Here is a 26,699-nt window from a genome sequence, read left to right as displayed (position 1 = left end):
TGATCTCGCCTTAATTGGCGCATAGCCCGACACTGGGGAGATCATTGCAAGTGATCGGGTGCCGTTTCTTGTTCAGAAACGTGGTTGCGTAAACGTACGATTTTCATCGCCAAACGTGATCTTTGGCCTGCAGTGCATGAGAGGGGACCAGCTTGAGGTCAGGACGACTGCGATTCGCAGACCGGCGATGCGGCGTTGCGCTGACCGTCCTGGTTTCGCTGCTGGCCGTATCCTGCTCCTCGACGGGCGAGCCCAATCTCGAGCTCGCAAACCCCGCACTCACCGCTGATGCAACCGGCCAGGCTGCCGGGACCGACGCGGCCGCGACGCCTGGTACGGCGCCCGCCACCGCCAATCTGGCCATGAACGCCGAGGGCAACGCCGCCCTGCCCGACCAGGTCGGTTATGTTCCCCTTGCCAAGCCAGGCGGCGAAACGCCGGCCGAAGCTGCCATCGCCAGCGAAGAAGCTGCGCAGGCGCCCGTCGCGGCAGCGGCGGCCGCCCAGCAACCGGCGACCGAGCAGCAGCCGGTTCAAGCTGCCGAAGCCCATGCCGCCAAGCCGCCGGCGCAACAAGACACCGGCTTCTATCTGACCAACGGCCCTGCCCCCCAGCAGGCCGAGCAGCCCAAGAAGAAGGGCTTCCTTGCCTCCCTCTTTGGCTCTTCGCCGGCGAAGGCCGCGCCGGCCGAGCAAAAGGCAAAGCCGTTGATCGCGACGGCCGCCACCGCTCCGTCGCCGGAACCCGTGGAAGCCAAGGCCAAGCCGATCATCACGCTTGCCTCGGCAAAGTCGGATGCCAAGCCGGTCGAACTGGCCTCGCTCGGCGGCGGCGGCGATTCGAACTGGGCGCTGCCCGGCGTGCGCCAGACCGACCTATTCGAGATCAAGCGCAAGTCGGGCATCGACGACGACAGCGACGTCGACCTGCACGAGGACGAGGACCCCGGCCTGGAAGTGGCATCCGCCGCCGGCATGGCGCGTCTTGCTCCCAACGGATTGCTCAAGCAGACCGAGAGCGTCGACGTCGCCTGTCTGAAGCCGTCGCTTGTGCGCATCCTCAAGGCAGCCGAGCAGCACTACGGCAAGAAGATGATCGTGACGTCTGGCTACCGCAACGCCGAGCGCAATCGCCGGGCACGCGGCGCCAAGAACTCGCAGCACATGTATTGCGCTGCGGCCGACATCCAGATCCCAGGCGTCGGCAAGTGGGAATTGGCAACTTTCCTGCGGGCGATGCCCGGTCGCGGCGGCGTCGGCACCTACTGCCACACCAATTCAGTACACATCGATGTCGGCCCGGAACGCGAATGGAACTGGCGCTGCGGCCGCCGCCGTGGATAAGCCAAAAAAATTTCGCGACGCAGCAAAAAGACGGGTTGCCTGTCGCGAACAAGCCAACTATACACCGCCTCACCTGAGCGCGCCCATCGTCTAGCGGTTAGGACACCGCCCTTTCACGGCGGTAACAGGGGTTCGATTCCCCTTGGGCGTACCAGGTTTTCCAACCACTTAGCAGGATGTGAGCCAAGCCGTCAGGCAAGGATCAAACAAGAATTTGTTGGAATCGACGGCCGCCAGCCCTTGACCGTTCGTCTTGCGGTTTCAATGTGAAATTGGCTCGCTTGCGGTGCCACGACCGCCAGCCAGAGGTAGACTGCCGAGACAGCGGCAAACTCGCAATCACGACCAAGCCTCAACGAAAGTGCGGCAGCCTCACCGGCCGGCGACAGTGAGCGTGTGCCGCATGCGGTTCAGGCGTTGTTGAGCGACAGTGCTTGGACTTCGTCCAATGAACTGGCGATGATGCCGGCAATGGCCTTGCCGGTATCGGTCAGCGCGTTCACGTCGCGCGAAGAGAGAGACAGCGCCACCGACATCCTCGGGCCGGAGAGCGGCACGAAGCCCAATTTTCCGCTTTCGACTTCCTCGTAGACATCAATCAATGTCAGTATGCTTATTCCAAGCCCTTCCTGAACTATTGCCTTCAATAGAGCTATGGAATTGGAAACGGCAATTTTGTGGATCGGAGATCTCAATCTCTGAATGAGCAGGTCAGCCATAGGCCCAATGGTCAGGCTGTCATCCGTCGACAGAAAATATTCGTTCAATATGTCTTCGATATCAACGTGTTTTCGCTGCATCAATTTGTGCGACGGGTGAGCGACTATTCCAAGCCTTAGATGGGCAGTCTTGACGATATTCAAGCCGATATCCTGAGGCGTATTGAATGCGATCGCCAAGTCTATCGAGCCTGATTTGACCTTATCGAGTATGATGTTGGTACCATCGACATACGCCCGCAGGCTGACGCCGGGATGCTGCGCCTGAAGCGCACGAAACGCCTTGGGCAGGAACCCTGTCGACAGGCACTCCATGATACCGATGCTCACGCTGCTGCCGTGCGAGGGACGCAGGCCTTCCACTTCGGCGCCGGCCGCGGTGATCTCCTGCTGCGATTTCCGAACCTGCCCCACCAGGATGCGGCCCGCCTCCGTCGGTCGCATACCCCGCGGCAAGCGCTCGAAAAGCGGTTGCCCATACTCCAGTTCCAGATTGAGTATCTGGCGATTGACAGCAGAGGGTGTCGCATTCATCTGCTCCGCCGCCTTACGGATCGACCCAAATCGAGCGACCATTTCCAGCGCCTTCGCGCCTTGCGTAATCAAGGGCATTCCCGACACCTGTAAAGTGACTGTACTATTTTTTTATACACTACTGACGCAAATATTCGCTGGTCAATGAGGGGTTTGAAAAACTAGCCTTCACCTCGATTTCGGGGGGAATTCGATGAACTATAAGCATAACTTTTCTCGTCGCCGGTTTTTGGCCCTTTCGGCCGCTGCTTCTTCATCTCTCATCATGCCGCGCTGGATCGGCCAGGCTCGCGCGGCACCTCTCGTAGCCATCAAGGAAGAGGATGCCGTCATCGCCTTTGGCTTGACGGGGCCGGTCTCGGACGAAGGCTGGAACACCAAGCAGAATGAAGGGGCCAAGGCGATCCAGGCTGCCTTCCCGAAGGCCAAGACGCTGGTGGTCGAAAGCATTCCTTTCTCCGCCGACGCAAGCCGCACGTTCCGGCAGTTCGTGCAGGAAGGCGCCCAGATGGTGTTTTCGACATCGAACTATGGCGACTTCTTCGCATCGGTGGTCGAGCGCTCGCCGGAAGTTGCCTTCCTGGAAGCCGACGGCCGCCGGGTGGCCGACAATCTCGGCTGGTACTACGCTGCCCATTGGCATCCGACTTATGTCATCGGCGTGGCAGCCGGCCTGCTCAGCAAGTCCGGCAAACTCGGCTTCATCGCTTCCTTCCCGGTGCCGATGGCGATCTCATCGAGCAATGCGTTCCTGATGGGAGCACGCTCGGTCAATCCGGCGGCCACCCTGCAGGTCATCAGCATCAACTCCTGGTTCGATCCGCAAGGCGCCAACCAGGCTGCAAGCGCGCTGATCGACAATGGCTGCGACTTCCTCTTTGGCGTCATGAACGAGGCCTCCTATCTGCAGGTCGCCGAACAGCGGGGCGTGCGGGCTGCGATGTGGAGCTCCGACATGCGGCGCTACGGCAAGAATGCCTATGTCAGCTCGATCATCCCTGACTGGACGGCGTTCTATGTCGATCAGGTGAGAAAGCGGCTGGAAGGCACCTGGTCGGGTGGTGGCCAGACCCTGCTTCCCCTGGGCGGCGGCATCGACCGCGATAGCTGGGGTGAGTCGGTTCCTGCCGACGTCGCGGCCAAGGCCGACGCAGTGCGCGAGAAGATCATCGGCGGCTGGAGCCCGTTTACAGGCGAGATCAAGGACACGACCGGGGCAGTGCGGGTGAAGGCGGGCGAAACGCTTGACGAATTCGCGCTCTACAACTGGGACTGGTCGGTCGAGGGCGTTTCCGGGCTCGGCACCTAAGACTGATCGCCTCGATCGATGGACGCTGCAATGCCTGATCCGAGACTTCGCCTTGTCGGCGGTGACACCGCGCCGCCGCTCGTATCACTATGCGGAATCGCCAAATATTTTCCTGGCGTGATCGCCAATGCGGACGTCGACCTCGACATCCGCGCCGGTGAGATCCACGCGCTTCTCGGCGAGAACGGCGCCGGCAAATCAACCCTGATGAACATCCTCACCGGGATCTATCAAGCTGATGCCGGCGAGATCGCCATCAATGGAAAGCCGGTTCGCTTCGGCTCCCCTCTCGATGCGATCGCGGCAGGCATCGGCATGGTTCATCAGCACTTCAAGCTGGTCCAGGCCTTCACCGTGGCCGAAAACATCCATCTCGGATGGGGGCAGACGCCAAGGCTGGCGTCGGCCAGCCAGTTGGAAGCGAGAACGGCTGCGATCGCCGACAAATTCAATCTCGCCGTCAAGCCCAACGCCCGCATCCACACCTTGTCGGCAGGCGAGCAGCAGCGCGTCGAGATCCTGCGCGTGCTGGCGCGAGACGCGCGCGTCCTGATCCTCGACGAACCGACCGCCGTGCTGACTCCAGCCGAGGCACGGGAACTGTTCAAGGCCCTCGACGCCTTTCGCAAATCCGGCAACGCCGTCATCTTCATCAGCCACAAGCTTCATGAAGTCCTGGAGATTTCCGACCGGGTGACGGTTCTTCGCGGCGGCCGCAAGGTCGGGACGCATGACACCAAGGACTGCAACCATCGCATGCTCGCCGGGCTGATGGTCGGGCGCGAAATCGTCCTGGGCAACTACCGCGACCGATCGACTGAGCCTCGGCAGCATGCCCGCCCTGCCGTTTTGGAACTCAAGAATGTCTGCGCCGACGACCAGCGCGGCCTGCCGGCGCTGCGGAATGTCGACCTCTCCATCCGGGCCGGCGAAATACTGGGAATTGCAGGCGTTGCAGGCAATGGCCAGCGCGAACTGAGCCAGGTCATCACCGGCATCCGGCCGCTTGTTTCCGGCGAGATCCTGATCGGCGGAAAGGCCGAAAGCCGTCAGGATGCGGCGGCCTTCGCGGCGTTTGGCATCGGCCACATCCCGGAGGACCGCCTGCGCAGCGGCTTGGCGCCTTCGCTTTCGATCGACGATAATGTGGTGATCCGGGAATACAAGACCGACGCGGTGTCGCGCGGTCCGTTCTTCGACCCGCGGGCCGCCAACCGGCTGGCCCGGACGATCGCTGCAGACGCCGAGGTGGCGATTCCCGATTTTGGCATGCCGGTGCGAAACCTCTCCGGTGGCAACCAGCAGCGCCTCGTCGCCCGGCGCGAAATCCGCATAGCGCGGAAGGTCCTGGTCGCAGCCTACCCCAGCCGTGGCCTGGATATCGGCGCGATCAACACGATGCTTCGCTATTTCGTCGACCTTCGAAACCAGGGCGTCGCCGTCGTCCTGATATCGGAAGACCTCGAAGAATTGCTCAGTCTCTCGGACCGTATCGCGGTTCTCTACGAAGGCCGGATCATGTCTGTTTTTGATGCCGAAAGTGCCGATATGGAAACCATCGGTCTCCTGATGGGCGGGCAGACGGCGGCTGCGCCCGCAATCAACGGCAAGAGGTCGTGATGGCCTGGCGTCTGCAGCGCTTCCCCTCGCCCAAGCCTTCCGTTGCTCTTGCGGTTCGCGTCGCGGCGATCGTGCTTGCCCTCATCGTCGGCGGCCTCGTTGTCGCCGTCTCCGGGCTCAATCCGCTCGCCCTTGGCGGCCAGGTCATCAAGTCGACGTTTGGCTCGAGCTTCGGACTGGAGGATCTTGGCCTTCTGGCAACGCCGCTCATCCTGACCGGCCTTGCGGTCATGATCATGCGGCGCATCGGGCTGTGGAACATCGGCGCCGAAGGCCAGTTCTATGCAGGTGCGCTGGCAGCAGCGGCGATCGGCCTGTTTGTCGACGGCCCGGCCTGGCTGATGCTGCCGGCGATGTTCCTGGCGGGCGTCGCCGGCGGCATGGCATGGATCGCCATCCCGACCCTCGCCCGCGCCTTTATCGGCGTCAACGAACTCATCACTACGCTGTTGCTGAATTTCGTGGCGACCCTGCTCGTCTACTATTTCGCGACCGGACCGTGGCGCGACAAGGGTGCCGGAACGCTCGGCTCCACGCCGCGCATTCGCTACGAGATGCCGGAACTCTGGGGCATGGTTCATTGGGGCTTTGCAATCGCGGTGGCTCTGACGGTGCTTGTGGCAGCAGTGCTGTCCTTCACCCGATGGGGCTACGAGGTGCGGATCAGCGGCGCCAATCCCGAGAACGCGATCTATGTCGGCATACCCGTGCGGCGGCGCATCATTGCGGTGATGCTGCTTTCGGGTGCAGTCGCGGGCATTGCCGGAATGCTGGAAGTGGCCGGAACCGTGCATCGCCTGCAAGGCGGCATCTCCAACAATTTCGGCTATCTCGGCATCATCGTTGCGGTGCTTGCACGCACCTCGTGTCTTGGCGTCCTTGCCGCCGCGGCACTGATGGCCTTCATCCTCAACGCCGGCATCATCCTGCAGACGCAGGGACTTACCACCAGCGCAATCGTGGCGTTGACCGGCCTCGTACTGATGTTCACCGCCATCGGCGACGAGTTTGCGCATTACCGCCTCGTCCGCACCGATCGAACCACCGCATAGGATGCCGACATGGATATCATAACGGGGTTGCTGACAACGGCGGTGCTTGCCGGAGGCGTCCTGGCACTGGCAGCACTTGGCGAGGTCATCTGCCAGCGCGTCGGAGTGGTCAACCTGGGCGTCGAGGGCTTGATGGCGCTCGGTGCGGTAACGGCGATCGCGGTCACCATCAGCGTCCCGAACCCGTCGGTCGGTTTTGCCGCAGCACTTGCGGTCGGGCTCTGCTTCGGGATGATCTTTGCCGTGGCGACCGTGCTCTTCCGCGCCAATCAGGTGCTGTGCGGACTGGCGCTTACCCTGATGGGGACGGGACTTGCCGCCACCGCAGGCAGGGCGTTTTCCGGCATGCCGGCCAAGGCGACCTTCCAGCCGGTGGTCGTGCCCTATCTGAGCGAAATTCCAATTCTGGGACCGGCCTTCTTCTCCCAGAATATACTCGTCTACCTGATCTTCATCATCCTGCCCGTCGCCATCCACTACCTGATGTTCAAGACGCGTCATGGCCTCAACATGCGTGCGGTTGGAGAAAACCCCGCAGCGGCTGACGCGGCCGGCATACCGGTCCTGGCGATGCGCTTCTGGTACGTGTCGCTGGGCGCGGCACTGGCGGCGGGGGCCGGCGCCTATCTCACGCTGGCTTTTGTTCCGTCATGGTCGGACGGCATTGTCGCTGGCCGCGGCTGGATCGCCGTCGCCCTGGTCATCTTTGCCCGCTACAGGCCGCTGAATGTCGTGATGGCGGCGCTTCTGTTCGGGCTGATCACGGCACTTGGCTATGTGGGGCAGGCACGCAACTGGCCGGTCGCCCCCGCCCTGCTCGGCATGCTGCCCTATCTCGGGACACTGTGCTTCATCATCGTTCCCGTCATTGTGCTGCAGCGCATGAGGCAATTGTCGGCGGCGCCGGCGGCGCTGGGCCTGCCCTATTTCCGCGATGTGCGCTGAAATCTGAAACTCTGAACTCTGAAAACCGGATCCCGAAACGGATCGCGTAGGAGGATACGCATGACTATCGATATCGCCATCATCAACGGCACCGTGATGCCCATGGGCGGCGCCAAGCCGATCGAGCGCGGAGCGATCACCATCGCCGGCGGCAAGATCCTGGCTGTTGGCCCGCAGGAGACCATCGACATCAGCGGTGCTGCGAAGGTCATCGATGCCTCGAACTGCGTGGTCATGCCCGGCTTCTGCGACAGCCACACGCATATTGCCTCGAACCTGCTGCTGCGCGGGCTTCTGGAGGACGTCAGGCTGTTCGAATGGCTGTCCACCATGTGGCAGCTCAAGCGCAATTTCGATCCCGAGACGCTGTACTGGGCAAGCCTGAACGGCCTCGTCGAAATGGTGAAGTCGGGCGTCACCTCCTTCAATGAGCATTTCGATGCCTATGCCGTAGAGCCGCAGATCGAGGCGCTCAAGAAGATTCCGCTTCGCGCCACCCTTGGCTATGGATTTGCCGATCGCGGCGTCTATGCATCGATCACCGACTGGTCATGGAAGACACTGCACAGCTTCGGCGATCTCGTCGCCAAGCACCACAAGTCGCAAAACGGATTGCTGCATGTCGGGCTGTCGCCGCATGCCACCTATTCCTGCGGGCCAGAAATGTTCCGCCTGTCGCGCGAGGTCGCCGACGCACACAACGTGCCGATCCACATCCACCTCGCCGAAGCGCCCCAGGAGACCGTCTATGTCGCCGAAACCTACGGCACATCGGCGGTCCGCTGGCTTCATTCGCTTGAATTCCTGAAGTCTGACGTGACAGCCGCCCACTGCACGCAGCTCGATGAAGACGACGTGAAGATCTTGGCGGCGACCAATACAAAGATCGCCCATTGCCCCTGCTGCAACGCCAAGGTGGTCTCCGGCACACTGCCGCTCAAATGCGTGCGCGAGCATGGCGTCACGGTCGGCCTGGCCACCGACGGGCCAGCCAGCCACAACACGCTCGACATGTTCCAGGAAATGAAATTCGCCGGCCTCATCCACAAGGACAAGACAGCCGACCCGGAATTCCTGAAAACGACAGAAATCCTGGAAATGGCAACTTCCGAGGGTGCCAAGGCGATGAATCGGCCCGAAACCGGCAAGCTTGCGCCCGGCATGGCCGCAGATGTCATCGTCGTCGACCTCGACAAGGCGCACACGCAGCCTGTCTATGACACTGCTGCGGCACTGGTCTATTCGAGCCGTGCCGACGACGTGCTGCACACCATCGTCGGCGGCCGGCTGCTGATGGAAAACCGCATTGTCGCCGGCATCGACGAGGCTGAAATCAGAGCCAATTTCCGCAGCAAGGCACACGCACTCCGCAAGCGCAGCCTGGGGTAATCGGAGCAGCAGGCGGAGCCTGGAGCACCAGGCTTCGTCGGCCCGCTGACTGTCCGAAGATATTCAAAAGGATGCCACTCGATGCTCTTGCGTCGAGCGGTAATGGCGCGTTCGGTGAAAGAAGGCTCAGCGGGCGCGTCAGTATCTGTGCTTGATCGTACTCGTGACCACGGGGTCCAGGTTTCGGTCACCGTTGCCGGACAGCGCCACCAGCACACCAAGACCGATGGCAATAGGCGCAAAGAGCAGCGCCACATTTGCCAGGCACTTCAGTGGAGCCCACCGGTCGGAGGTGATTTTCCGTTCGTCATCCATCGGGCAATCCTGAGTCGGCTGTTTCACTCCCGTCGGTAGTTGCCCCATTTGGCGCGATTAAGCCCCATCCACCGGGTCTTCCGGACATGGTTAAGGATGCGCTAAGCGCCCTCGGGCGCCGCTCCCGTTCGCGACAGACGACGAGATGAACAGCCTCGACCTTGCCGTTGTCCTTTCACGGCTAGGCGCTTGGTGCGCTTGCGCCTACAGTCTCAACCACCTCCGTGAGGCTCCGGCATCTGACCGGAGTAATGTCCGCAAGTGGAAGCGCGAATCGATGCCTGCCATGAAAGCCACTGTCGTTCTTCTTGCCTGCCTGGCCGTGTCCTCATGCGGCATGGCGAAAGCCGCAAGGCAAACCGGTCAGACGTTCGACAAATACGGCTGCCTGGCGCGGGATTTCAAAGGCCAACCCTCGTGCGACGCGGCTGACAGCGCAACACCCAAGCCGTGACGCCACCTGACGGCCGGCCAACCAGCACAGCGCGCTCTACGTCGCAGCGCGGCGCCTGGTTGCCTTGCCCGTGGCGGCGGTGGTCGAAGCGTCTTTCAGACCAGCTTCGATAAGCTCTCCCGTGCGGCGATAGTGTTCGGCAAGGAGCTTGACCGCGCCCTCGCCGTCCCGCTGCAACGCGGCTTTCATGAGCGCCGAGTGCTCTTCCATCAGATTGCGCGGCCGCGCCCGCAACTCATCCGACAGCACCGGCCGGCGATATCGCTCCGTCCTGGTGTAGAGCTGCGCCGCTATGTCGAGCAAAGCCGCCGAGCCGCAGGCCGAGATCAGCGCGTGGTGGAAGCTCTGATGCCGATCCTCCAGGGCCTGGTCGAAGGCGCCGTCGACTTGCGTCGGCTGCGATTCGTGCCTGGCGACGGCCTTGCCGAAAGCATGAAACGAGGCCACCACCCGCGCCTCCCAGTCGTCGGTGCCCAGGCTGACGGCCCGCCGCAGCGCCTCCGATTCGACCAGGATGCGGATGCCTATCACATCCCACATCTCGTCCAGCGACACCCCCGCGACGCGAAATCCGCGCAGCGAAGCCAACTCGGCAAGCCGATCGCTGCTCAGCCGCGTCAGCGCCTCCCGCAAAGGAGAAAAGCTGAGGCCATAGCGGTCGCGTAGCACGGCAAGGCGCAGCGGCGCGCCGGCGGGGAAAACGCCGTTGAGAATATCGTCGCGGATCAGCCGATAGGCGCGATCGGCAAGCGATCCTTCGGGGACGGCGAACTCTGACTCGGACACGGGGCTTTGTCTCGAATAGCGATAGACATGGCAGACCTCGGCCAATCTACCGGCTTACAGATTTTGTGCAATGTGCAAGATTTTATAAAATCTGTTGACGCAGGCCGACGGCCATCTATGTTGCGGGCGAACGAAATCGGGACGGAGGGCGCCATGTCGGCGACCGCTTCGTCGCCAACAAACAGAGGTGAAAACATGCGTTTGGTTACCTATCGCAGCAGTGTGACTGCGGCAGCGCGTCTCGGCGCGCTCGTCAACGACCTGGTCGTCGACCTGCAGGCGCTTGCGGCCTACTACGACCTGGAACTGCCAAGCGACATGCTGGAATTCATCGACCTTGGCCCCGCTGCGCTCGATACCGCGCGCAAGATCATCGAGGATTCGACCGATGACTGGCCGGTCGGCACCGTCTTCTACGCCGCCAACGTCAAGCTGCTTGCCCCGATCCCGCGCCCGCGCAAGAACATCTTCGGCATCGGCCTGAACTATGTCGAGCATATCGCGGAATCGGCGCACATGCTCGAAAACGCCGCAAACCTGCCAAACGAGCCGGTCATCTTTTCGAAGCCCCCGACCACGGTCTGCGGTCCCGGCGACGCCATTGAGCACAATGCCAAGATCACCCAGCAGCTTGACTGGGAAGTGGAACTGGCCGTCGTCATCGGCCAGCGCGCCAAGCGCGTGTCGCAAGAAGACGCGCTGGACCACGTCTTCGGCTACAGCGTCATGATCGACGTGTCCGCCCGCGACTGCCGCCGCGCCGGCCAGTGGATCGTCTCCAAGGGCCAGGACACCTATGCTCCCTTCGGCCCCTGCATCGTCACCGCCGACGAGATCGCCGATCCGCACGCGCTCGACCTCTGGCTCACCGTCAACGGCGTCACCAAGCAGAAGTCGAACACGCAGCACATGCTGTTCAAGGTTCCCTACCTGATCTCGGATATCAGCCAGGGCATCGCGCTCGAACCCGGCGACATCATCGCCACCGGCACCCCGGAAGGCGTTGGCGCGGGGCGCACGCCCAAGGAATGGCTGTGGCCAGGCGACGTCGTCGAAGCAGGCGTCGATGGCATCGGGCGCCTGCGTTGCCCGGTCGTCGCCGTCTAGTCGTCCAGATGCGCGGAGCCGCCTCGTCGAGAGGCGGCTCCCATCATCGTCAGCAGCTTTTCGCCAAGAGCATGGTCAGCATCGACGCAGGTCGCGATGCGTCGAAAGCAAGAACCTTTGTCGTCTGATGGAGCAGGAAAGATTGCAAAGGCCGCAGGCGTGAGTTTGCGGGGGCGAGCACAGGCAATGTGCCGCTTAATTCGCCTTCCCTGGCATCCGGCGATTGCGCCGACGCCTAGGACTTGATCGCCGACAGGCGGTTCCTCAGGTCGAGAAGATCGAGCGTGCAGGCACCGTTGCGGATGGCCTCGCGCAATGCCACCTCCTTGGCTTCGCGCTGACGCGCCGCAGCAATCGCGTCGGCGACATCTGCCCGACGCACGACGACGAGACCGTCCTCGTCGCCCAGGATGGCGTCTCCCGGTGCGACGGGCTCTCCGGCAAGGCTGATCGGCCGGCCAATGCTGCCCGGCTTGTTCTTCGTCGTGCCCTTGATGCACAGGCCGCGCGCAAAAACCGGGAAATTCATCTGCCTGATGGTCGTTGCGTCCCGGACGCAGCCGTCGATGACCAAGCCACGGATACCCCTGGCAAGGCACGCTTCCGCAAGCAGGTCGCCGAAGGGACCATCGTCAAGCGCCCCCTGGTGATCCACGACCAGCACATCGCCGGGCCGCGCCACGGCGATCGCAGCATGGATCATCAGGTTGTCGCCGGCCGGACAATGCACGGTCAGGGCGGAGCCACAGATGCGCATTGCCGGATCAAGCGGTTTCAGGGCGCCGGACACCGCGCCGCGCTGCCCGTTTGCCTCGTGGATCGTCGCCGAAGAGAACGCGGCGAGTTCTTCCAGGAGGGATGGAACGGGCCGCTCGTAGTCAGCATCCATGATCGCGCCCTCGTCGCGTTTGTTACGCCGCGGCCGAGCCGATGCGGATCGTCAGCGGTTCCAGTCCGGCAATGGTGCCGACCAGTTCGTCACCGGGTCCGACGGGCCCAACGCCGTGGGGCGTGCCGGTCAGGATGACGTCGCCGGCGTGGAGCTCGAAATAGGTCGAGAGGTTGGCGATGATTTCCGGCACCTTCCAGATCAGCAGGCTGATGTCGGAGTCCTGCCTGGCCTCGCCATTGACGGTGAGCTTGATGTTGCCCGAGGAGACGTGCCCCACCTTCTCCACCGGCGTGATCGGGCCGCAGGGGCAGGACTGGTCGAACGACTTGGCGATTTCCCACGGCCTGCCGCTGCCCTGGATGTCGCGGCGCGTCATGTCGAGCCCGACGCCATAGCCATAGACATGATCGAGCGCTTCGGATTCGGGAATGTTGTAGCCGCCCGACTTCAACACGACCGCCAGTTCCATCTCGTGGTGGAAGTCCTTGGTCATGGTGGCGTAATGGATCGTCGCCCCATCCTGCACGATTGCGTCGGTCGGCTTCTGGAAAAAGATCGGCGGATCGCGATCCTCGTTGCCACCCATCTCGCGCACGTGGGCAACGTAGTTGCGTCCGACGCAATAGATGCGGCGAACCGGAAACCGCTCCGCCTTGCCCACAACCGGCAGCGATACCTGCTGCGGTGCCTCGACTACGTACCCATTGGCCATATTGGCTCCTCCCTGTTGAACTACTTACGTAGAGCACACAAACGCGCGCCTCGCAGCAAAAATGTATGATTTTTTTCTGCTGGCATTTTCATGCATTCAAAATTGAACAGCACCAGACCATGGAGTTTCTGAAATAGCACCAGACCCCGTGAATTCTTGGTGCAACATCACGCGATATTAGGTCAATCCCCGCAAAAAATGCCCATCAAAGGCTGGAGAAGCCCCATCGTAGCCCCCTTCAACCCGGACCTTTCATACAGACGCAGAAATCTAGGAAATATGTTTTTGACAGGTATTCCGAAAAATGTAGATTGTTGGAAGGCGTTGTTGACGGAACAAATCCGCGCAGCCGCCACGGGAGGAATAGCTTATGAAAATGGGTCCGGAACTACACCGTAGCGCCAGGGTGGCGTTGACTTTGGTTTTCGCCTCGGTCGCTGGCGCAACCGGAAGCGCGTATGCCCAGGAGACCAAGGTCACGATCGTCGTGCCCAATCCCTCGGCCATCAACAATTTCCCGCTCCACGTCGCGATCGGAGAAGGCTACTTCAAGGAACAGGGCCTTGATGTCACCGTGGAGGCGGTGAACGGCTCGGCTTCGGTGCTTCAGTCGATGGCGGCAGGCCAGGCCCAGATCGGCAACCCCGGCCCCGGCCCGCTGCTCGGCGCCCGCGCCCGCGGCGAAGACGTCGTCTTCATCTACAACCAGTTCCCGAAGTCGATCTTCGGCCTCGTCGTCAAAGAGGAATCGGCAATCAAGACGCCAACCGACCTCAAGGGCACGACGGTCGGCGTCGGCACGGCCGATGGCGCTGAAGTCGGCTTCAGCCGGGCCATCCTGTCCAAGGTCGGCCTGGCAGAAGGCAATGACTACAAGTTCCTCGCTGTCGGCGACGGCGGCACGGCGGCTGCGGCATTCCTGAACAACGAAGTCGAATCCTACGCGGCGGCCGTGAGCGACGCGGCGATCATCGGTGCGCGCGGCATCCCGTTGCGCGAGATCACGCCTGAGGAATTCCTCTCCTTCTTCGGCAATGGCTGGGCCGTCACCCGCAGCTATCTCGATACTAATCCGAAGGTCATCGAAGGTTTCGGCAAGGCGCTGGTCAAGGCAACGAAGTTCGGGCTGGACCCGGCCAACAAGGACGCCGTGCTCGCCCATGCCGCGGTCGGCAATCCGCAGGAAGCCGAGGATCCGAAGTTTGCGGCGGCACTTCTGACCGCGATCCAGGATCGCGTCACGCCACTCGATGTCTCCACCGGCTACGGCTACCAGCCGCCGGAGCACTGGAAGATGTGGCATGAAAGCCAGGTGGCAACGGGCGCCCTGTCCAAGCCCCTGGACGACCTGAACGCGGCCTACACGAATGATTTCGTGAAGGCCTGGAACGAATGAACGCACCTCAGCGATCCGCATTCGATGGGGCCGGCCTGGCAGGCCGGCCCGTATACGAGCTCAGGGGCGTCGCAAAAAGCTATGCGCGGCGCTCGATCCACGCGCTCGACCGGGTCGACCTGACCTTGACCGAGGGGAGCTTTTCCTCGGTCATCGGCCCCTCCGGCTGCGGCAAGTCCACGTTGCTCAAGATCATGGCGGGCGTGCTGCCGCCGACCGAAGGCAGCGTCTATCTCGAGGGCACACCGGTCACCGGCACGCGCCGGGACATCGGCATGATGTTCCAGCAGGCGACATTGTTCCCGTGGCGCACGACGCTCGAGAACATCGTCCTGCCGATCGAGATCCGCGACGGCAAGAAGGCGGCGCGAGCCATGCACGACGAGGCGCGGGCCTTGCTCGACCTTGTCGGACTGAAGGGGTTCGATGCCGTGCGGCCGAACGAACTGTCCGGCGGCATGGCCCAGCGCGCGGCAATCTGCCGGATGCTGATCACCAAGCCCGCAGTGCTGTTGCTCGACGAGCCATTCAGTGCGCTCGACGAACTGTCCCGCGACTTCATGAACATGGAGTTGCAGCGCATCTGCATGGAACGCAACGCCACCGCGTTCCTGGTCACCCACTCCATTCCCGAAGCGGTGATCCTGTCCGACACCGTCTATGTCATGTCGCCGCGGCCTGGAAGCTTCGTCGAGGCGATCAAGATCGACCTGCCGCGGCCAAGGACGCTCGACATGATGACCGATCCGAAATTCGGCGAGTATGTGCGCCGCATTCGCGCTCGGCTCGACAAGGGAGCATTCCTGTAATGACCGCTATCGACAATACGGATCAGCGCCCGGAAACGATCTGGAGCGAACATGTCTCCTTCATGGACAGGATCCCGCGCACGATCGCCATGGGCGGACTGCTGGTCGGCTTCGTCGCCCTGTGGCAGCTGATCTATGCGATCGGGGTCGTCTCGCCGATCATCCTTCCAGGCCCGTGGGAGACCGGTGCCGACATCGTCTTCGTCGGCAAGAACCTGCTCTCGGGCGGCTATATGCTGACGGCGTTGTGGATCACCATCAAGGAGGTGATCTTCGGTTTCGCCATAGCCATCACGATCGGTTTCCTGCTTGGCGTTCTTGTCGGCGAGACGACGTTCGGCGAGCGTGCCGTGCTGCCTTACCTAGTCGCCATCGACACGATGCCGAAGGTTGCCTTCGCGCCGCTGTTTCTTGCCTGGCTTGGCTTTGGCATTGCCTCGAAAGTGGCGCTTGCCGCGTTCATCGCAACGTTCCCGATCGTGGTCGGAACGGCAGCGGGGCTCTACGTGGCCGACGAAAACGCGCGCATGCTGTTCAAGACCATGGGTGCCAGCCGCTTCCAGACGCTGTTTAAGATGAAATTGCCGCTGGGCCTGCCGCAGATATTCACCGGACTGAAGATCGCGGCGGTCGGCGTGATGGCAGGCGCCATCACGGGCGAGTTTCTTGGCGGCGGCAAGGGTTTTGGCGAACTCATCCGCGTCGCCTCCTCCCAGCTCAACACGCCGAGGGTGTTTTCGCTGATCATTTTCCTCAGTCTCCTGGGACTGACACTGTTTTGGTCGGTGGTGTGGCTGGAGAAGAAGCTGGTTTTCTGGCACAAATCCAGCGTGAGCGGAGGCATCGGCACGTGAGGCTTGGCGATAGATTGGGCAACCCATGACACTGGTCGATCAGGCTCTCGCCGAGTCGAAGACTGGCGAAGGCAGCCGTGCCGAAAAGGTGACGACGGCGACCTTCGTCTACCAGCACCTGCGCCGGGACATCCTCAAGGGCGAGTTGAAGCCCGGCCAGAAGCTGCAGATCGACCAGGTCGCGGCACGCTATTCGGCCGGCACCAATCCGGTGCGCGAGGCGCTCAACCGGCTGTCGTCCGAGCGCCTCGTCGATCGCCACGAGCAGCGCGGCTTCTCTGTGCCGCAGCTGTCGCTCGAAAGCCTACGCGAACTGGTCAAGACGCGCTGCTGGCTTGAAGCGAAGGCGCTGGAGGAGTCCATCGCCAACCGGACGCAGGCGTGGGAGGACAATGTCATCCTCACCTATCACCGCCTGTCACGCACCAAGGTCCGGCTGCCGGAGGACGGCGGCGACAACTCCGAATGGGAAATCAAGCATCGCGCCTTCCACAACGCGCTGATTGCCGCCTGCGGCTCCTCGCTGCTGATCAACTACTGCAACGAGATGATGGATCACGCCGAGCGGTACAGGTACATTTCCATGATCATCGCGACGACGCCGCGTCGCGATTCCAACGAAGAACATCGCCTCATCATGGAGGCGACGATCGACGGCAATGTCGAGCTGGCAAAAGAGCATCTGGTCAGCCAGTACCAGACGACGCTGCGGCTTCTGGAAGAACAGCTCGAAATAGTCGGGGCGGCGTAGCGCGCGACGACCGCAATGGCGAGATCGCTGTCCAGGCACTTTACGAGCCTCGCCTGAGCCCCTACTCCGACTGCAACATTGCCCGGCAGCGGAAGGAAGAATCATGTCCGACGACGTCATCGTGAAAGACAGCAACGGCGCCCAGCTCAACGACGGCGACTCCGTTACCCTGATCAAGGACCTGAAGGTCAAGGGAACCTCGGAGACCATCAAGCGCGGCACGCTGGTCAAGAACATACGCCTGACCGGGAATTCCGGCGAGGTCGAATGCAACACCAAGCAGGTCAAGGGACTGGTGCTGAAAACCGAGTTCCTCAAGAAGGCCTGACCGCCCGCGCAACAGGCGCGTCAACGCGGTTTTAAGCTCTCGGGTCCAGACTCGGCGCATGGGTGGATTCGCGCTTCCAAAACTGAGATGGCTGGTGCTTGGCGCGCTTGCGGCGGGCGGCTGGGCCATGACCCAGGACATGCCCAGCAAGGCGCGGATCGACGACCGCCCCGCGAGGGCGGCAAGCCGGCCCAAGAACGACGCCACCCCCCGCAGGGAAACGGCCACAGTACGACCCAAGGCGAGTGTTGGCTCAGCTTCCGAAACCAATGTCGTGCGGCCGAAAGCCGATGTCGCAAGGCGCGAAGCCAAGGCCGCGCCCAAGCCAAGCCAGCAGAAGCTGGCCGCGGCACAGCGCCCGAAGGTCGAACCATCTGCTGGCAAGCCCGCTGCCCTGAAGAAGCCGGCGCAATCCGAACCCACCCTGCGGCCGCCTGCCGACCTCAAGACCGGCTCGATCTCGCGGGCCCCGACGCCCATGCCACGCCCCAAGCCCTCGCCCGAGGCAACGGCCGCGAAAGCTGTGGCGGCCAAACCGAAGGCCGAGGCCGCCCCCCAGCTCAACGTGCTCTACACCAGTACGACGGTCTATCTGCGCCAGCGCCCGCATGTCTCGGCGCCCGTCACCTCCAGCCTGAAGCAGGGCGAAAGCGTCCGCGTCTTTGCCCGCGACGGCAAATGGACGCTTGTCTCATCCTCCGGCCGCAAGGGCTGGGTCCACGGCGAAAACCTGCGGCCGGCAGATCCAGGCGCGCCACGGCCCAAGCAACAACTCGCGCAACCAGGATAGACGGTCCTACCCGGCTGACAAGGCAATTTTCGCCGCCCAAATGGCGCATATCGCTGCGGTTTGGGCTTTGCGGGTTGAAACCGAACGCATCCGGTGCCAAATCTGCGGAAATGGCTCGCACGCCGCTGCGGGCAGCCCCAGACACACCCGGCAGAGGTCAATGGTCAGCTATCTCGACGCCGCCACGGCGCCCCTCAGGAATACAGGCCAGATCCGCCTCTACGGCGCGGACGCCTTCGAAGGCATGCGCAAGGCCTGCGCGCTCACCGCCCGATGCCTAGACGAACTGGTCGACCGCGTGGCGCCCGGCGTCACCACCGAAGCCATCGACCGTTTCGTCTTCGAATTCGGCATGGACCATGGCGCAATGCCCGCCACGCTCAACTACCGCGGCTACACCAAGTCGAGTTGCACCTCGATCAACCACGTCGTCTGCCACGGCATTCCCGACAACAAGCCGCTCAAGGATGGCGACATCGTCAATATCGACGTGACCTACATCCTCGACGGCTGGCACGGCGATTCGAGCCGCATGTACCCGGTGGGCACCGTCAAGCGCGCCGCCGAGCGCCTGCTCGAAGTCACGCATGAATGCCTGATGCGCGGCATTGCCGCCGTACGCCCCGGCGCGCGCACCGGTGCCATCGGCGCCGCCATCCAGACCTATGCCGAGGCCGAGCGCTGCTCTGTGGTGCGCGACTTCTGCGGCCATGGCGTGGGCGCCCTCTTCCATGATGCGCCGAACATCCTGCACTACGGCAACGTCAACGAAGGCGTCGAGATGCGGGAAGGCATGATCTTCACCATCGAGCCGATGATCAATCTCGGCCGGCCGCATGTGAAGGTGCTGTCCGACGGCTGGACGGCAGTCACCCGCGACCGCTCCTTGTCGGCGCAATACGAGCACACCATCGGCGTGACGGCCAACGGCTGCGAGATCTTCACGCTGTCGCCCAAGGGGCTCGACCGGCCGGGCCTGCCCGCATAATATCGCATCGCCGGAGACACTCCGGCGGGGGCGACATCGGCGGCATGGCGAGCGACGAGCACGACGAGCGCGGTTTCTTCGGCGAGCGGCCTCTGCCGACGATCAAGCGCGCGGCCGCTCAGGAAAAGCCCCACTATCTCGGCCATCGCGACAGGCTGCGCGAGCGGTTTTCAGCCACGGGCGGCGAGGCGCTTGCAGACTACGAACTGCTCGAGCTGCTGCTGTTCAGGCTGATCCCGCGCTCGGATACCAAGCCGGTGGCCAAGGCCCTGCTCACCCGTTTCGGCACCCTTGCCGAAGTTCTCGGCGCCCCCGCCAATCTCCTGCAGGAAGTCAAAGGCATCGGGCCGTCGGTCGCGCTCGACCTCAAGGTGGTGGCGGCTGCGGCCAGGCGCCTGGCACGCGGCGAGATCAGTGGCCGCGAGGTGCTGTCGTCATGGAACCAGGTGCTCGACTATTGCCGGGCGGCGATGGCCTTCGAAGCGCGCGAGCACTTCCGGATCCTGTTCCTCGACAAGAAGAACGTCCTGATCGCCGACGAGGTGCAGCAGACCGGCACCGTCGACCACACACCCGTCTATCCGCGTGAAGTGATCAAGCGCGCGCTGGAGCTGTCGGCAACCGCGCTCATTCTCGTCCACAACCATCCTTCCGGCGATCCGACGCCGTCGCGTGCCGACATCGACATGACCAGGACCATCATCGACACGGCCAAGCCACTCGGCATCGCGGTGCATGACCACATCATCATCGGCAAGAACGGTTTTGCCAGCATGAAGGGGTTGCTGCTCATCTGACCCGATGGCCGGTCGCCCAGGCGGCGCCCTGCACCATCAGGAATCAAAAAGGCCGCTGGATCGCTCCAGCGGCCTTTTCGTTTCGTCTAAGGGACGGCGCCTTATTCGGCGTCGGCTTCCTTGGCCTTCTTCTTCGGAGCGGCCTTCTTCTTGGGCTCTTCGCCCTCAGCCTTGTCGGCCTTCTTGGCCGAAGCCTTCTTCGCCGGCTTTTCCGATGCCTCGTCCTCGTCGTCGGCGAGCAGCTCTTCCTTGCTCACCTTCTTGTCGGTGACGGTGATCTGCGACAGCAGGTGATCGACGACCTTCTCCTCGAACAGCGGCGCGCGCAGGTTGACCAGCGCCGACGGGTTGTTGCGGTAGAAGTCGAACACTTCCTGCTGCTGGCTGCCCGGATAACGGCGAACCGTGTCGAACAGGCCGCGCTGCAGCTCTTCGTCGTTGACCGTCACGCCAGCCTTTTCGCCGATCTCGGCCAGAACTAGGCCGAGGCGCACGCGACGCTCGGCCAGGCGCTGGTATTCGGCGCGTGCTTCTTCTTCAGTCGTATCTTCGTCGGCGAAGGTACGGCCGGCGATCTCGAGATCGCGGGTCACCTGGCTCCAGATGTTGCCGAATTCGGCTTCGACGAGCTTGGAGGGTGCCTCGAACTGATACGAACCGTCGAGCTGGTCGAGCAGCTGGCGCTTGACCTTCTGGCGCGTCATGGCGCCGAACTGGTTCTCGATCTGGCCGCGAACGATGTCACGCAGCTTCTCGAGCGATTCCAGGCCGAGGTTCTTGGCGGTCTCGTCATTGACCTCGAGCTTGCCGGGAGCCGCGACTTCCTTGACGGTGACGTCGAAGGTCGCTTCCTTGCCGGCCAGATGAGAGGCCTGGTAGTTCTCGGGGAAAGTGACGGTGACGAGCTTCTCGTCGCCGGCCTTGGCGCCGACCAGCTGGTCCTCGAAGCCGGGGATGAATTCCTTGGAACCGAGCACCAGCGGCTGGTCGCCACCCGTGCCGCCATCGAAGGCAACGCCGTCGATCTTGCCGACGTAGTCGATGGTGACGCGGTCGCCTTCCGCGGCCTTGCCGGTCTTCGGCTCATAGGAACGCGCCGATTCGGCTACGCGGTTGACCTGCTCGTCGATTTCGCTTTCCGGGACGTCATAGACCGGGCGCGACACCTTGATGTCGGAGAAGTCCTTGATCTCGATCGCCGGGATGACTTCGTAGCTCAGCGAGAACTCGAAATCGGCGCCGCCCTCGAGGATCTTCTCGGCTTCCTTCTCGTCCTCGGTCATCACCACGTCCGGCTGCATCGCAGCCTTTTCGCCGCGGTCGGAAATGATCGTGCGGGTCGAGTCGGTCAGGATCTCATTGACAACCTCGGCCATGAAGGACTTGCCGTAAACCTTGCGCAGGTGCTGCATCGGCACCTTGCCCGGACGGAAGCCGTTGATGCGGACCTTGTCCTTGGCAGCCGAAAGCCGCTTCACGAGACGGGCTTCCATGTCGCCGGCAGGAACCGAGACCTTGATCTCGCGCTTGAGGCCGGAGTTGAGCGTTTCGGTGACCTGCATCATCAAACCTTTGTTTTACGTATGGCGCGGCTTGGACGGCTCCCTGCCGTTCCGCCTGCCGGAATTCGTTTGCCGGGGGTGGCTTCAAGTTCGCAAATCGGCATCCAAGGTCCGCCATATGCGGTCCGTTTGTTCCGCCGTCGTCCGAAGATTACGATAAGCTGTTGTTTTTTTGACTTCTTATCGCATCCTGCAGAGACGGGCCTTTGCGTCCCATCTTATTCGACAGGCCTTTTGTCACAGGCGGGGCCAATTTTCAACTATCTTCGCGGTTTCTCCCGGTCGAGGTGATTTCCGCTCCGAGATTGACAGAATGATGGCAGCATGGGATTGGCGTTCGCATGCGGATGTGGCGGAACTGGTAGACGCCCTGGATTTAGGTTCCAGTGCCGAGAGGCGTGTAGGTTCGACTCCTATCATCCGCACCAAAATCACCCTGCTGGCGGACTAGAAACCTCTTGGTAGAGAGTACCAGCCGGGCACGGCCCGACACCATTCACAATGGCGCCGTGCCGCCTCGCAATGCCGACGCATAGACGTCCAGCACGGCGTCCACCTTGCGCTCCCAATCAAATTCGGCGCGGACACGAAGCTGCGCCGCCTGCCCCATTGACGCCCTGAGATCCGGCGAACTGGCGAGCTTCCGCAATGCCTCCGCCAGACCGTCGATCAACGCATCAGGCGAAAGCGGCGGCACGAGTATGCCGCATTCCGTGTTGAGGTAATCCAGCGGCCCTCCCCAGGCAGTGGCGATCACCGGCTTGGAAAGCGCCATAGCCTCAAGGACGACAGCGCCTCCGCATTCATACAGGCTGGGAAGCACAAGGGCGTCTCGAGCGGCCAGGGCCTCGGCGCATTCCTTCTGGCTCAGCCATCCCGCAAAGCGCACCTTGCCCGCAGCCTCGTCCGAGGAAAGAAGGCCCAGTTCGCGGGCAAGCTTTTCCAGCCGCTCGCGAGCGTCCCCGTCCCCCATGATCAGCAGGCTCATGGGCGCACGGTCCCTGGCCCGGGCAAACGCACGCAACAGCAGATCGACGCCCTTCCAGTCGACAAGACGCCCGGTGAAAACGAAGCGCGTATGCGAAGGTCCCGACTGCGGGTCTTGTGCGGCGGTTCCGCTCCACAGGGAAAAGTCCACGCCATTCTCGCAGATCTCGATGACCTTGCCACCCAGGCCACCAGGCAAGGCCATGCGACTACGCTGGTTGGCGACCATGACCACGCTCGCCAGGCGCTTGCCGGGGATGAGCCGGTTCATCACATTGGTCATCGCCCGAGCAGCGGCAACGGCATAATCCTCGAGCACGGAACTCCGATCGCGGAACCCCGGCGGAAACTCCATACCGCCATTCAGGGGGCCAACCACAACCGGCGCCCCAAGGCGAAAAAGCATCGACGGTTCACGAGGCGAGACAGGAATCGGCTGGTGGACGATTTGCACACCTTCTTCCACGACGAGACGGCGTGCTTCTTTGACCTGTCGTCGCTGCGTCAAAATCCGCATCAGATAGCCGGTCGAAAAATTCGCCACACGCTGCGGAAGAAATGCCCCAAGGCGCCAGAGAAGACGAATTAACGGCGTGTCGGGTGTGAATATCACCCGCGGGTCATTACCGAAGAGACCTTCGAGTTCTTCCCGCGTCCGTTCATGCACGATAAGCCAAACATCGTAATTTCTGTCACGCAGGATGCGGAAGTACTGCAACGGCAGAATGGCCTCACCGCCAAGACGGGCCGAAGCGTGCTCTGCAACAATGGCAATCTTCATTTCATGCAGACTTCTTTTGCAAAATTGACAGAGACATAATTCGTCTCGTTATTTCACACATTCCTGGCCTCTGGAAGCGAACGTCTCAATAAAGCGGTTCCTCGAACAACATGGTCTCGCCGTCCATCAAAGCCTTGATCTGGCCGCTGCCGTCGCTGGCCACCGCTACCTTGATGCCAAAGCTGCGTAATTCGGGTTCCGCGCCGGAGTTGCGCTTGCGCATCTCTTCCTCGATCGCCAGCCCCTCGCCTTCCGGCACGTAGAAACGCTCGATGCCGTAGTCGACGCCGATGGTCGAGCCCGGGGTCAGGCTCCAGCCGTCGGACACGTGCCCGACCATGTCGACTTCGTCTGCGCCGGCGGGCGTTGCAGCAGCAGCGCCCAGCCATGCGGACGTCGCGCGCCAGTAGCCGTCAGCGTCCTTCTTCAGGCGCACGACAACAGGCCCTTCGGCCGTCGCCAGTTCGCCCTGGGCTAGGTTGGCGATCTTCTCCACCTCTATGCGCGAAATGTCGTAGCCCAGCCGGACGTAGTCGCCGCGCAACAGATCGCGCGGGTCGACGGGCTCGACCTTGAGCAGCACTTCCTTGCCGTCGCGCAAGATCGCCGCACGTCCGGCGATCATCCAACTGAGAAAACCGATCTGCGCGAGCGCCAGCACGATGGCGGCAATGACGAGCTTGTAACGGGACATCATGCTGCTCCTCGGGCCGGTTCGGGCCTCATCCGTCGTTCGATGCGGATGATCGCATAGGCGAGCCCCGCCAGGATTATTGCAGCTGCGAAGAAGAAACCGGCCGTGCCCAGCATCGAACCGACTGTGACGAGATAGACGATGGCCAGTTCGAAGGCGAAGCCGACATAGGCGATCCAGCGCAAGCCGCGACTCTCGCGGCCAAGGAAGACGATGGTCGCGGCAATGACCGCCAGCGCGACGGCGGCGGCAATGATAAAACCCTGCTCGTCGAACCTGTCGAGCTGAACCATGCCCATGCCAGAAAGGAAGCCGATCAGCGCATGCAGGGGCAGTCGCCCGCCGAGTTGGACAAGGCGTTCCGCAGCCACTGGCATCAGGGCCGCAACGGCGAGAAGCACCGCCGAGACCAGCGCAAGCACCAGGCCAACCTCCAGCGACTCGTAGTGAAAGCCGAGCAGCACCGCATAGAGAATGACCGACAGCGCAATCAGATGCCGGGCAGCGCGGCTCTGCGTCCAGAACGACAGCGCCCAGAACGCCGCCATGAACGCAATAAAGAGATGTGGGAATTCCGAGCGACGGAAGATATCGAAGCCCTTCAGCACCAGCCAGGCGTCGGCGATGCCGACAGCTGCGACGGTCAGCGCGTTGGAGCGCAGCGCGGCAGCGGCAATCGCCGTACCGATGCACCAGGTGACCACGGCCGCGCTTTCGTCGCCGGCGAAGTGGTACATCTGGCCGATCAGCGCGATCGAGCCGCCGAAAGCCGCGGCAGCGACCAGCCACAGCGCTTCGGCGATACCACCGTGGCCACGCTGCTTGAGCAAGGCGCCACCGACATAGCCTGCGAAGATGACGGCGAACAAGGCGCCGACGCGGGCAATGCGCGGGATCGCTTCCCAGTTGGCGGCGACGAGGATGAGGATGGCGGCAGCAAACAAAAGAGCCGCCATGATCGCCAGGATCGAACCGAAATTGAGCCCGTTGCGCTCGCTGGCCTCGACGTCACGAACAAGCGCGTCACCGGTTGCCCGGTCAAGCAGCCCGGTTTCGACCCATCGGCCGATGTCGTTCTTCACCTTGGTGGCATAGCTCGCCATAAGTCGCGTCCCCCTGCCCGGCTGCCTGTTGTGGCCAAACCGTTGTGATCATGGCGAATTTCAGATTCGGTCGCAATTATGACCGAAGGCTTAATGCCCATTAATGCTGCAATGCACAAAACGCATTGCTGCCATGCGAGCATAGCGCTTCAATTTTGGGCAAGGCCATCCTATCTACGCCTCGTACACAGAAGAGAAAAGAAGACGAACGGAAAACGAAGATGAACCTGATCCGCAATTACCGTAACTGGCGCCGCTACCGTGACACCGTCTCCGAGCTGAGCCGCCTGTCGAACCGTGAACTGACCGACCTCGGCATCACCCGCAGCGACATCCACTTCGTCGCGCGTAAAGCCATCTAACCGAAACCGGGTCCACTGGACCCACCTGTCCGAACCGAAAAGAGAACTAAAATGAACTTGCTCCGCACTTACCGTAACTGGCGCGCTTATCGCGAGACGGTGAACGAGCTTGGCCGTCTGTCGAACCGCCAGCTTGCCGATCTCGGCATCAATCGTGGCGAGATCCAGTCGATCGCCCGCCGCGCAATCTAATTCAAGCTTTCCGTCAGCGCCGACCTCCTCCCCGGCAATGACGGATCCGGTCAGCTTCTTCCTCCCGATAAGCTGACCACCTTAACACACCCGCCCGACCTCCTCCCCGGGCGGGTGTCGTTACCCGAGAGCTTCGCCCTCTTCGAACTGGCGACAAGAATTCTGCCTGCGCCGACCTCCTCCCCGGCAAAGGCGAATAGGTCAGCTTCCTCCTCCCAGAAGGCTGACCACTCAAAACGACACCCGCCCGACCTCCTCCCCGGGCGGGTGTTGTTACCCCGAGAGCTTCGCCCTCTTCGAACTGGCGACAAGAATTCAGCCTGCGCCGACCTCCTCCCCGGCAAAGGCGAATAGGTCAGCTTCCTCCTCCCAGAAGGCTGACCACCCAAAACGACACCCGCCGGATCTCCTCCCCCGGCGGGTGTTGTTGTTTTTGGGCCCCGCAGAGCGTTCCAATTCATACGATGTTGCCGCGCTGCCTAGTTCAACGCGCCGCTTTCGAGCACGCCGCGCTGCTTCCAGTCGCTGAGCGGGATGATGTCAGGGGCGCCGCTCATCGGGGCATACCAGGAATCAACGACCCATTTCACGCCATCGGGCGCGCGGACCACGGCTGTCCAGTGCGGATAGCGGCCGTCGAGCAGGAAGCCACGCGAGGTTCTCGCCTCGACCTTGTGGTACCTGAACAGGCCACGCCCCTGGAGATAGCGCAGCAGCGCGTCAGTGTTGGTCGATTCGTCGACGCAATCCATCTGACCCTTGATCTTCGAGGCGCCGAACTCCGACTGGGGTGCGTCGCGTACGCCGGTCACCTGCTGCGCCCGCTTCTCGAAATAGCCCACTGCCCTTGCAATCGCCGCGCGCTCGGCTTTCGGCGAGGATCGGCCCGCAGCGAGGATCGAGGCAAATCTCGCAGCATCGCCTGGCCCGATGTCGAGGCGCGAACGGAAAGCGCAACCATAGCCATGGCAGATGTCGATGCGCTTCGTGCCCGGCGCGGCGTGGCTCGACTTGGGGACTGCACCGACGGTCGAGACGGATAGCAGGCCCGCCAGCAGCACATGAGAGATTGAAAGCCTCGTCATGGCGGCATCTTAAAAGTTGCCGCGCAGCGCCCGCAACCCCCTA

General features: G+C 62.4%; 27 protein-coding genes and 2 tRNA genes. 19 read left to right on the top strand and 10 right to left on the bottom strand.

Features of this window, described 5'->3' with window-relative positions; all coding sequences use genetic code 11:
* Positions 1-152: 152 nt before the first annotated feature.
* Positions 153-1,343: a YcbK family protein gene (locus WHT83_RS15420; RefSeq protein WP_406871676.1), complete on the top strand. Its 1,191-nt coding sequence runs from the start codon at positions 153-155 to the stop codon at positions 1,341-1,343.
* A gap of 79 nt (positions 1,344-1,422) precedes the next feature.
* A tRNA-Glu gene (locus WHT83_RS15415) sits at positions 1,423-1,497 on the top strand.
* Positions 1,498-1,753: 256 nt separating this feature from the next.
* Here the strand turns inward: WHT83_RS15415 and WHT83_RS15410 are convergent.
* Positions 1,754-2,674, bottom strand: coding sequence for a LysR family transcriptional regulator (locus WHT83_RS15410; RefSeq protein WP_318761782.1), 921 nt, complete (start codon positions 2,672-2,674; stop codon positions 1,754-1,756).
* Positions 2,675-2,789: 115 nt separating this feature from the next.
* On the opposite strand from WHT83_RS15410, the gene WHT83_RS15405 reads away from it, so the two are divergent.
* Genes WHT83_RS15405 through WHT83_RS15385 form a run of 5 tightly spaced genes read left to right on the top strand, consistent with a single transcriptional unit; the run spans position 2,790 to position 8,911 of the window.
* The gene (locus WHT83_RS15405) at positions 2,790-3,905 is read left to right on the top strand and encodes a BMP family ABC transporter substrate-binding protein (RefSeq protein WP_406871675.1); all 1,116 of its coding nucleotides are present in this window, start codon (positions 2,790-2,792) and stop codon (positions 3,903-3,905) included.
* 30 nt (positions 3,906-3,935) lie between these two features.
* Complete coding sequence (locus WHT83_RS15400; protein WP_406871674.1) at positions 3,936-5,525, top strand: ABC transporter ATP-binding protein; 1,590 nt, start codon at positions 3,936-3,938, stop codon at positions 5,523-5,525.
* Positions 5,525-6,577, top strand: coding sequence for an ABC transporter permease (locus WHT83_RS15395; RefSeq protein ID WP_406871673.1), 1,053 nt, complete (start codon positions 5,525-5,527; stop codon positions 6,575-6,577). The genes WHT83_RS15400 and WHT83_RS15395 overlap by 1 nt, the downstream gene beginning before the upstream one ends.
* Positions 6,578-6,586: 9 nt before the next feature.
* Positions 6,587-7,522 (top strand): ABC transporter permease, encoded by a 936-nt coding sequence (locus tag WHT83_RS15390; RefSeq protein WP_406871672.1) that lies wholly within the window; start codon positions 6,587-6,589, stop codon positions 7,520-7,522.
* A 60-nt stretch (positions 7,523-7,582) separates the two neighbouring features.
* Positions 7,583-8,911, top strand: coding sequence for an amidohydrolase family protein (locus WHT83_RS15385; protein WP_406871671.1), 1,329 nt, complete (start codon positions 7,583-7,585; stop codon positions 8,909-8,911).
* 138 nt (positions 8,912-9,049) lie between these two features.
* On the opposite strand, the gene WHT83_RS15380 is transcribed toward WHT83_RS15385, so the two are convergent.
* Together WHT83_RS15380 and WHT83_RS15375 are read right to left on the bottom strand one after the other, a co-directional pair.
* Positions 9,050-9,226, bottom strand: coding sequence for a hypothetical protein (locus WHT83_RS15380; protein WP_318761788.1), 177 nt, complete (start codon positions 9,224-9,226; stop codon positions 9,050-9,052).
* 490 nt (positions 9,227-9,716) lie between these two features.
* Positions 9,717-10,511 carry a GntR family transcriptional regulator gene (locus WHT83_RS15375; RefSeq protein ID WP_406871670.1) on the bottom strand — a complete coding sequence of 265 codons (795 nt, stop codon included), beginning with the start codon at positions 10,509-10,511 and terminating at the stop codon, positions 9,717-9,719.
* Between the two features lie 150 nt (positions 10,512-10,661).
* Between WHT83_RS15375 and WHT83_RS15370 the strand changes: the two genes are divergently transcribed.
* On the top strand, positions 10,662-11,573 hold the full coding sequence (locus WHT83_RS15370; RefSeq protein ID WP_406871669.1) for a fumarylacetoacetate hydrolase family protein: 912 nt from the start codon (positions 10,662-10,664) through the stop codon (positions 11,571-11,573).
* Between the two features lie 235 nt (positions 11,574-11,808).
* On the opposite strand, the gene WHT83_RS15365 is transcribed toward WHT83_RS15370, so the two are convergent.
* A complete protein-coding gene (locus tag WHT83_RS15365; protein WP_183261374.1) occupies positions 11,809-12,462 on the bottom strand; it encodes a 4-carboxy-4-hydroxy-2-oxoadipate aldolase/oxaloacetate decarboxylase in 654 nt (217 codons plus the stop codon).
* A gap of 22 nt (positions 12,463-12,484) precedes the next feature.
* Positions 12,485-13,177, bottom strand: coding sequence for a fumarylacetoacetate hydrolase family protein (locus WHT83_RS15360; protein WP_318761793.1), 693 nt, complete (start codon positions 13,175-13,177; stop codon positions 12,485-12,487).
* 370 nt (positions 13,178-13,547) lie between these two features.
* On the opposite strand from WHT83_RS15360, the gene WHT83_RS15355 reads away from it, so the two are divergent.
* The 8 genes from WHT83_RS15355 to radC all read left to right on the top strand — a co-directional run bounded on the left by WHT83_RS15355 (position 13,548) and on the right by radC (position 19,890).
* Entirely contained in the window at positions 13,548-14,573 is a 1,026-nt protein-coding gene (locus WHT83_RS15355) for an ABC transporter substrate-binding protein (RefSeq protein ID WP_199914489.1), read from the top strand.
* The gene (locus tag WHT83_RS15350) at positions 14,570-15,382 is read left to right on the top strand and encodes an ABC transporter ATP-binding protein (RefSeq protein ID WP_108608281.1); all 813 of its coding nucleotides are present in this window, start codon (positions 14,570-14,572) and stop codon (positions 15,380-15,382) included. Before WHT83_RS15355 ends, WHT83_RS15350 begins: the two co-directional genes overlap by 4 nt.
* A complete protein-coding gene (locus tag WHT83_RS15345) occupies positions 15,382-16,236 on the top strand; it encodes an ABC transporter permease (RefSeq protein ID WP_406871668.1) in 855 nt (284 codons plus the stop codon). The genes WHT83_RS15350 and WHT83_RS15345 overlap by 1 nt, the downstream gene beginning before the upstream one ends.
* Positions 16,237-16,261: 25 nt before the next feature.
* Positions 16,262-16,987: a GntR family transcriptional regulator gene (locus tag WHT83_RS15340; RefSeq protein WP_183261379.1), complete on the top strand. Its 726-nt coding sequence runs from the start codon at positions 16,262-16,264 to the stop codon at positions 16,985-16,987.
* A 103-nt stretch (positions 16,988-17,090) separates the two neighbouring features.
* Entirely contained in the window at positions 17,091-17,315 is a 225-nt protein-coding gene (locus WHT83_RS15335; RefSeq protein WP_108608284.1) for an alkylphosphonate utilization protein, read from the top strand.
* Between the two features lie 58 nt (positions 17,316-17,373).
* Positions 17,374-18,105, top strand: coding sequence for an SH3 domain-containing protein (locus tag WHT83_RS15330; protein WP_406871667.1), 732 nt, complete (start codon positions 17,374-17,376; stop codon positions 18,103-18,105).
* Positions 18,106-18,265: 160 nt separating this feature from the next.
* Positions 18,266-19,093: a type I methionyl aminopeptidase gene (gene map, locus WHT83_RS15325; protein ID WP_108608286.1), complete on the top strand. Its 828-nt coding sequence runs from the start codon at positions 18,266-18,268 to the stop codon at positions 19,091-19,093.
* A gap of 44 nt (positions 19,094-19,137) precedes the next feature.
* Positions 19,138-19,890, top strand: coding sequence for a DNA repair protein RadC (gene radC / locus WHT83_RS15320; RefSeq protein WP_183261383.1), 753 nt, complete (start codon positions 19,138-19,140; stop codon positions 19,888-19,890).
* 101 nt (positions 19,891-19,991) lie between these two features.
* Here the strand turns inward: radC and tig are convergent, their stop codons facing one another.
* Positions 19,992-21,452, bottom strand: a complete 1,461-nt coding sequence (tig, locus tag WHT83_RS15315) for a trigger factor (RefSeq protein WP_318764233.1) — start codon at positions 21,450-21,452, stop codon at positions 19,992-19,994.
* A 343-nt stretch (positions 21,453-21,795) separates the two neighbouring features.
* Here tig and WHT83_RS15310 point away from each other — a divergent pair.
* Positions 21,796-21,880: transfer RNA gene (locus tag WHT83_RS15310), tRNA-Leu, on the top strand.
* A 68-nt stretch (positions 21,881-21,948) separates the two neighbouring features.
* Here the strand turns inward: WHT83_RS15310 and WHT83_RS15305 are convergent.
* From WHT83_RS15305 to WHT83_RS15295, 3 genes are all read right to left on the bottom strand, one after another.
* Complete coding sequence (locus tag WHT83_RS15305) at positions 21,949-23,220, bottom strand: glycosyltransferase family 4 protein (protein WP_406871666.1); 1,272 nt, start codon at positions 23,218-23,220, stop codon at positions 21,949-21,951.
* Between the two features lie 85 nt (positions 23,221-23,305).
* On the bottom strand, positions 23,306-23,917 hold the full coding sequence (locus WHT83_RS15300; protein ID WP_406871665.1) for a GDYXXLXY domain-containing protein: 612 nt from the start codon (positions 23,915-23,917) through the stop codon (positions 23,306-23,308).
* Positions 23,914-25,017 carry a DUF2157 domain-containing protein gene (locus WHT83_RS15295; RefSeq protein ID WP_406871664.1) on the bottom strand — a complete coding sequence of 368 codons (1,104 nt, stop codon included), beginning with the start codon at positions 25,015-25,017 and terminating at the stop codon, positions 23,914-23,916. The genes WHT83_RS15300 and WHT83_RS15295 overlap by 4 nt, the downstream gene beginning before the upstream one ends.
* Before the next feature lie 221 nt (positions 25,018-25,238).
* Between WHT83_RS15295 and WHT83_RS15290 the strand changes: the two genes are divergently transcribed.
* Entirely contained in the window at positions 25,239-25,379 is a 141-nt protein-coding gene (locus tag WHT83_RS15290; RefSeq protein WP_082496386.1) for a DUF1127 domain-containing protein, read from the top strand.
* 51 nt (positions 25,380-25,430) lie between these two features.
* The gene (locus tag WHT83_RS15285) at positions 25,431-25,571 is read left to right on the top strand and encodes a DUF1127 domain-containing protein (protein ID WP_018427695.1); all 141 of its coding nucleotides are present in this window, start codon (positions 25,431-25,433) and stop codon (positions 25,569-25,571) included.
* A gap of 479 nt (positions 25,572-26,050) precedes the next feature.
* Here the strand turns inward: WHT83_RS15285 and WHT83_RS15280 are convergent, their stop codons facing one another.
* The gene (locus WHT83_RS15280; protein ID WP_406871663.1) at positions 26,051-26,656 is read right to left on the bottom strand and encodes a hypothetical protein; all 606 of its coding nucleotides are present in this window, start codon (positions 26,654-26,656) and stop codon (positions 26,051-26,053) included.
* Between the last annotated feature and the right edge of the window lie 43 nt (positions 26,657-26,699).

It is taken from the genome of Aminobacter sp. P9b, from assembly GCF_045345995.1.
Lineage (GTDB): Bacteria > Pseudomonadota > Alphaproteobacteria > Rhizobiales > Rhizobiaceae > Aminobacter > Aminobacter niigataensis.
The sequence above is the reverse complement of the archived record's forward strand: the minus strand, read 5'-3'. Positions and strand labels throughout refer to the sequence as shown.